Below are 6,096 nucleotides of genomic sequence, written 5' to 3' on the forward strand. Positions count from 1 at the left end.
AATAATGCGTCTGCGCGGTCAAGTTAAGCAATCAGATATAAAGTAGTAACAGGATTTAAAAATGGCAAAAGCAACATTAGAGCAATGGCGAATGTTTAAAGCGGTTGTGGATCATGGCGGGTTTGCAGGCGCAAGCGCAGCTGTACATAAAAGTCAGTCAACCGTACACCATGCTGTGCAAAAACTTGAAGCCGCCTTGCAAATTAAGTTGCTTGAAGTAAAAGGCCGTAAAGCATTTTTAACCGATAGCGGTAAGCTGATTTTACGCAGAGCCGAGTTTTTAATTGAAGAAGCGACTAAAATAGAATCGGTAGCAAGTACGCTAAGCGAAGGCGTAGAAAGCACGTTAAAAATAGCTGTTGATGAAGTTTTTCCACACGCTATTTTATACCAAGCACTTGCTAAAACGAGTGAGCTTTACCCTCTTTTAAAAATTGATTTAGTAGAAAGCGTGCTAACAGGTGCAAACGAATTACTGCATAACTCAGTGGTTGATTTAGCTATTTCGTCAATTCCTATTTATGGAATTAGCTGCAGTACATTATGCGATATAGAGTTTATAGCGGTTGCGCATAAAGACCATGTATTACACCAACATACTGAACAACTCAACTTTCGTGATTTAAAGCTACATAGACAAATAGTAGTGCGCGATTCAGCAACCCACACCAGTCACAATGAAGGCTGGCTAGGTGCAGATATGCGCTGGACAGTAAGCCACTTACGTAACTCTATTGATATGGTTAGTCAAAATTTAGGTTACGCTTGGCTGCCAAAAACACAAATTGCACACTTAATTGAAGATCAAACCCTCATCGCACTTAATTTAGACCAAGGTACAACCCGCACTCTTAATTTATATTTAATGTGCAACGACAACGACAGGCTTGGTCCTGCAGCACAAGAATTTAAAGAGCAAATTACTGCACTTACTAATTTAGCTAATTAATACCTATTCGTTTTTTACATCGAGGTGATCTGCTACATAGGCGCCTCGTTGCCCACGCTCTTTAGCCGGCCCTACAGTGCTATCTTTACCTGTTTGCTGCTCAGTAGCTGCATTAATTACAGCACCTAATGTGATTATATAAGCGCTGATATACAACCACATCAGCATGATCACTACACCACCTAGTGAGCCATACGTTTCGTTGTAACTAGAAAAACGCGACACATAAAATGAAAAACCTATAGATGCTAAAATCCACAGCACGGTAGCAATAGACGACCCCATTGTGATCCAACGCCATTTAGCAGGTTTACGATGTGGGGCATAACGATATAAAAGTACCAATGCAAAATTAAAGGTAAAAGCCAATAATGGCCAAGAAATGAGTTTAATTAATAAATCTATACTTTCTTTTAGTCCCACTAAATTAAGTACAATAGGTAAAATACCAATAATTAATAGCGCAAAAATTGCGACTACAATCGCTCCTACCGAAAATAAAAAGCGCACTAGTTGAGCCTGAAAAAATGAGCGTTTTTCATATTCACGATAACTAATATTACATGCAGTAATAAGTGCTTGGCTGCCCTTTGAGCTACTCCAAATAGTAAGTATGAGTGTACCAATTGCACTTAAGCTCAAGCTTGCACTTGATGTTTTAGCAAGGCTAGAAACCTGAGATAAAATCAGTTCGCTGGTGCTTGGTGGAAGCAAAGTAACTATTTTACTTAAGTGCTCACTAATATCTGTTGGGGATGAAAAGTACGCATACACCGATACCATCGCCGCAATGGCTGGAAAAATAGCAAGTAACGCATAAAATGCCACACCGGCTGCCACTATAGATAAGTTATCTTCACTCATTTGCTTAAAAATACGTTTAACAATATCCCACCAACCTATAAAAGGGATATGTGCAGGCTGCTCTGCTTGCTGTCCTCGTTTAGCTTCTTTCATTCTAAACCTCAATATTTGTATTACGTTACTACAGCAAAATATTTGCCAAGTTATAAGTGTTTGGTACCAAACTTGCTAATATTTATCTATAAATGACTCTAACACGGAAGATAAGCCATGCTCGGTACCCTAAAAAGCAGTGTAGCGCTAAATAATACAACACCAATAACTGAAGTGATCAAAGTTGATACACTTTCGTGGAATTTCTTTTATGAGCAAGGCGTGCAATTACTTCACGTAACAGCGCAAATATTACCCACTATTTTACTCGGCATAATGCTTTTAGTACTCAGTTACTTAATTTCAGGACCACTTTCTAGATTACTAATCAAACCCATTGACTATATGACTGACAGCAAGCTTGTTCACCTAGTCATAAGGCGCAGCATAAGCACCCTAATAATTTTATTTGGGGTATATTTATTTTTACGTTTAGCTGGGCTCACTCAGTTTGCTGTTGCTATTATGAGTGGGACTGGGTTGATAGGTTTAATACTCGGCTTTGCTTTTAGAGACATAGCAGAGAACTTTATTGCTAGTTTATTACTGAGCGTACAAAGACCTTTTAAAATTGACGACGTAATTGAAGTGGATGGCCGATTAGGTATTGTTAAAAAAGTAACAGCAAGAGCAACCACACTTGTTGATTACGATGGCAATCATATTCAAATACCTAATGCGACTGTATATAAAAATACCATTAAAAACCTGACTGCCAATCCAAAAATGCGCGGCAAAGTAGAAATTGGTATTGGCTACGATAACGATATACGCAGCGCACAAACCCTCGCCCTCGATATTGCCAATCAACAAAACGCGGTGCTTAGCGACCCGCCGGCACAGGTTTTAATAAAAAACTTAGGCTCATCTACTATTAACTTCGTTTTGTATTTTTGGGTTAATAGCGAGCAGCACAGCCCATTAAAAGTAGCCTCTCAACTTATGCGCGAATTAGTCAATGAGTTCACAAAACAAAAAATCAGCATGCCTGATGACGCACGAGAGAGAATTATACTCACCGACCCTAATGAAAATGCTTCTAGCTTAGAGGAAAAACAACCATCGCAAATACAAAGCGAAAAAAGTGAAACTGTCGAGCAAACTAAAACGCTTGATGATGTAAGTAGTGATACTGACGAAATACGTGAACAAGCAGAGCAATCTCGCGATCCAGAACAAGGGAAAAATATTATTTAAGGATGCTGAAGTTGTATATATTAATATTTAGCTCAATATTAATACTCTCGACCCAATCACCAAAGTAAGCAATAAATGCTAATATATATTAACGCTGGTTGGGAAGTACTTTAAGAAAAGGCAAAGGCTTTGTATTTGTAGGGTATTAACCGACTTTTGCTCTTTGTTTGGCCTGTTCTCTTGCTTGTAATTTTATTGAAATTTGTTGATATAATCTAGCCTCCTCATTTTCAAAATCAGTTATAGAGATTGCTAGAGCATAATTTCAATTTCTTTAACTTGGTCAGATGCCCACAGTTAGTCTAGTCTCGTTACTACTACAATCCACCAACACCGCTTTGTCGCGACCTCTAAACAGTGCACCATCTGTATTGTGTATATTTAATATGTTTCATGGCTCTGCCCAAGTTCGCATCAGGGGTTTTATTGGTAGGTGGTAATAATTGGTTATTAAATAATACGAATGCACTTCAATATAAAACGAAAGCTTGCTTGCTCAATGTAGTAAAAAAAATGCTTAAGATCGTCATCACTCAAAAAGGTGTTTTCACGCCCTCTTCCGCGATTCATCACATGATAAAACGAATTTTCATACTCTATTCGTAGTGGTCTAGACATAATAATAAACTCAATGAGCAATAAACTATAAATCTAGATCATTGATGTATGAAGTTAAGATTTGACTCTTTTGCCTTCAGTTTGCGAAGGTGAAAGTTACCGACGCAGAACAGCGCTCAATAAGAGAAAATAAAATTCGGTGTCAACCGACCAAGTTAATTGGCGCTAGATACTTTTTATGATAAACAAATAAACAGTGTAAATTTTAGTTATTAAAAAAATATAACAATAATTTGATATAAAAGTGCATTTAATCAATGTAGTGAAGTAATCTGACAATGTAATAATTATTATTTAATCAAAAATAAAAAAGGATTTATAAAGTGATCACCTCAATAAAGCTAATGGATGTGGCTAGTTACTCGCCTACAACCTTTGTCATTGTTAATACAGATAATAAAAAAGTAAATCTATTTTATGGATTAAATGGTTCAGGAAAATCTACCTTAGGTAATTTTTTACAATCTAAAACTGATCCTGTCTATCAACATTGTGAAATTTCTCCAAGCAATGTTGAACATGAAATAATTGTTTATAATCAAAATTTTGTTCGGGATAATTTTTATGAAATACCGCAGCAAAAAGGTATTTTCACTTTAAGTGAAGCTAACAAAGATGCGGAAGAAGCTATTGAAAAAGCTGAATATGCTATAAAAAAACTTGAAGATTCTCAAAGTGAAATTGAAATAAATGCAAACAAAAAGAATAAAGAAATTACGAATGAAGAAAGTACTTTAAAAGAGGCGGTTTGGAAATCTAAATCCAAGTATGAGCGAACAGAGCTTGAGTTTTGTTTAGCAGGATTTAAGACTAAGGATAAATTTCTTCAAAAGATAAAAGATAGCCAATCTTCCTGTGATTCAACTATAAAAGATCTTAAAGCTGAAGCTAAAGAATTAAATGAACAAGATGGTACACCAAGGGAGAGTATTCAAACCATTTCTTTTAGCGGAAGTTATATAGAAAATGAGCAGATTTTTGAATCTAGAATAGTAGGATCGGAAGACTCCTATTTAGCTGAGTTAGTCGAGAAACTTGGTAATTCAGATTGGGTTCAATCTGGTATGAAGTATCTAAATGATGATGAACCTTGTCCATTTTGCCAACAAGAACTAGAAGCTGATTTTTCTACTGCAATAAATCAATTGTTTGATACGACTTACCAATCTAAAAAGGAAGAAATTCTTAATTTAAAAAATGTATATGAAAACTCTATTTCGATTCTTGAGTCTAATTTAGTTAATGGCGCATTTTTAGCAGAGTACGTTGTTGATAATTCTGAGTTTAGTACCACAAAATTACTTTTATTGACGTGCTTAAAAGATAACCTGTCTTTGATTAACGATAAATACACTAAACCTAGTGAAGTGATAAAACTGTTAGATACTACTGAGCTTATTGATAATTTAAATAATGTCATTATGAAGATTCAATCCGAAGTAGATACTTTCAATGACAAAATTAAAAATAAAAATATTCATTTAACCAACATAAACAGAAAATTTTGGTCATTATTAAATTTAGAATATGCTGCTTTAATAGAAGCTACTATTGATAAAACAAAATCTTTAAATCTAGAGGTAGAACAACTAAGAGAAAATTATAAAAATAAAAACAAAGATAAAAGAGAGCAAGATAATATTATTATCGAAAATAGTAAAAAAATTACCAATATAGATCTTTCAATAAAAAATATTAATAGTCAGCTTAAAGAATTAGGCTTACAAGGTTTTCAACTTGAAAAAGCGTCAGAAGACTCACAACATTATAAAATTGTGCGAGAAAGCGAAGCTGATGAAGATGTTTATAATACTTTAAGTGAAGGTGAAAAGACTTTAATAACTTTCTTATATTTTCTAGAAAGTTGTGCCGGTGCGACAGATCAAGAATCTACAGTTATACTTAATAGAAGGATCATTGTAATAGATGATCCGATCTCAAGTCTTTCTCATAACTACATTTACGATATAGCAACATTGATTCATCATAAAGTCTTGCTAACTAATTTTAAGCAAATATTTATTCTTACTCATAATTTATTTTTCTTTCATGAATTATTAATGCTTAAAGCGCCTAGCAATCGCGCAGTCCCTTATAAATTACATAGAATTACTAAATCAGATTTTAGTAAAGTTAAAGACCTTCAAAGAAATGAAATTCAAAATGACTATCAAACATATTGGCAAATAATAAAAGATTGCTCAGAGAGTCATAGTTACGCAAATATGTTACCAAATGCTATGAGAAACATTCTTGAACATTACTTCACCTTTATTCATAAGAAAGATGCTCTGAAGAAGACATTGGAAGATTTAGGGAAAACTTCGTCAGAATTTAAGCCTTTATTTAGATATATTAATAGGGAATCACATTCT

5 protein-coding genes are annotated in these 6,096 nt (G+C 34.5%); 3 read left to right on the forward strand and 2 right to left on the reverse strand.

What is annotated here, in order from left to right; translation table 11 throughout:
- Positions 1-61 precede the first annotated feature (61 nt).
- Positions 62-949, forward strand: a complete 888-nt coding sequence (locus tag CXF76_RS20055; protein ID WP_010554286.1) for a LysR family transcriptional regulator — start codon at positions 62-64, stop codon at positions 947-949.
- A 3-nt stretch (positions 950-952) separates the two neighbouring features.
- On the opposite strand, the gene CXF76_RS20060 is transcribed toward CXF76_RS20055, so the two are convergent.
- A complete protein-coding gene (locus CXF76_RS20060; protein WP_007582878.1) occupies positions 953-1,906 on the reverse strand; it encodes a YihY/virulence factor BrkB family protein in 954 nt (317 codons plus the stop codon).
- 117 nt (positions 1,907-2,023) lie between these two features.
- Between CXF76_RS20060 and CXF76_RS20065 the strand changes: the two genes are divergently transcribed.
- Entirely contained in the window at positions 2,024-3,103 is a 1,080-nt protein-coding gene (locus CXF76_RS20065) for a mechanosensitive ion channel family protein (RefSeq protein WP_101164465.1), read from the forward strand.
- A 450-nt stretch (positions 3,104-3,553) separates the two neighbouring features.
- Here CXF76_RS20065 and CXF76_RS20850 read toward each other — a convergent pair whose 3' ends face one another.
- Complete coding sequence (locus CXF76_RS20850) at positions 3,554-3,721, reverse strand: hypothetical protein (protein ID WP_232785140.1); 168 nt, start codon at positions 3,719-3,721, stop codon at positions 3,554-3,556.
- A gap of 323 nt (positions 3,722-4,044) precedes the next feature.
- On the opposite strand from CXF76_RS20850, the gene CXF76_RS20075 reads away from it, so the two are divergent.
- Positions 4,045-6,096: AAA family ATPase (locus CXF76_RS20075; RefSeq protein WP_101164466.1), on the forward strand; the 2,052-nt coding region annotated here is incomplete at its 3' end.

Origin of the sequence: Pseudoalteromonas sp. 78C3, assembly GCF_002836695.1 — a bacterium.
GTDB lineage: Bacteria > Pseudomonadota > Gammaproteobacteria > Enterobacterales > Alteromonadaceae > Pseudoalteromonas > Pseudoalteromonas arctica.

What these genes read in the sequence shown, in the direction of transcription:
- CXF76_RS20060 (WP_007582878.1), bottom strand. Translation starts at nt 1,906, where the DNA reads ATGAAAGAAGCTAAACGAGGACAGCAAGCAGAGCAGCCTGCACATATC.
- CXF76_RS20065 (WP_101164465.1), top strand. Translation starts at nt 2,024, where the DNA reads ATGCTCGGTACCCTAAAAAGCAGTGTAGCGCTAAATAATACAACACCA.
- CXF76_RS20850 (WP_232785140.1), bottom strand. Translation starts at nt 3,721, where the DNA reads ATGTCTAGACCACTACGAATAGAGTATGAAAATTCGTTTTATCATGTG.
- CXF76_RS20055 (WP_010554286.1), top strand. Translation starts at nt 62, where the DNA reads ATGGCAAAAGCAACATTAGAGCAATGGCGAATGTTTAAAGCGGTTGTG.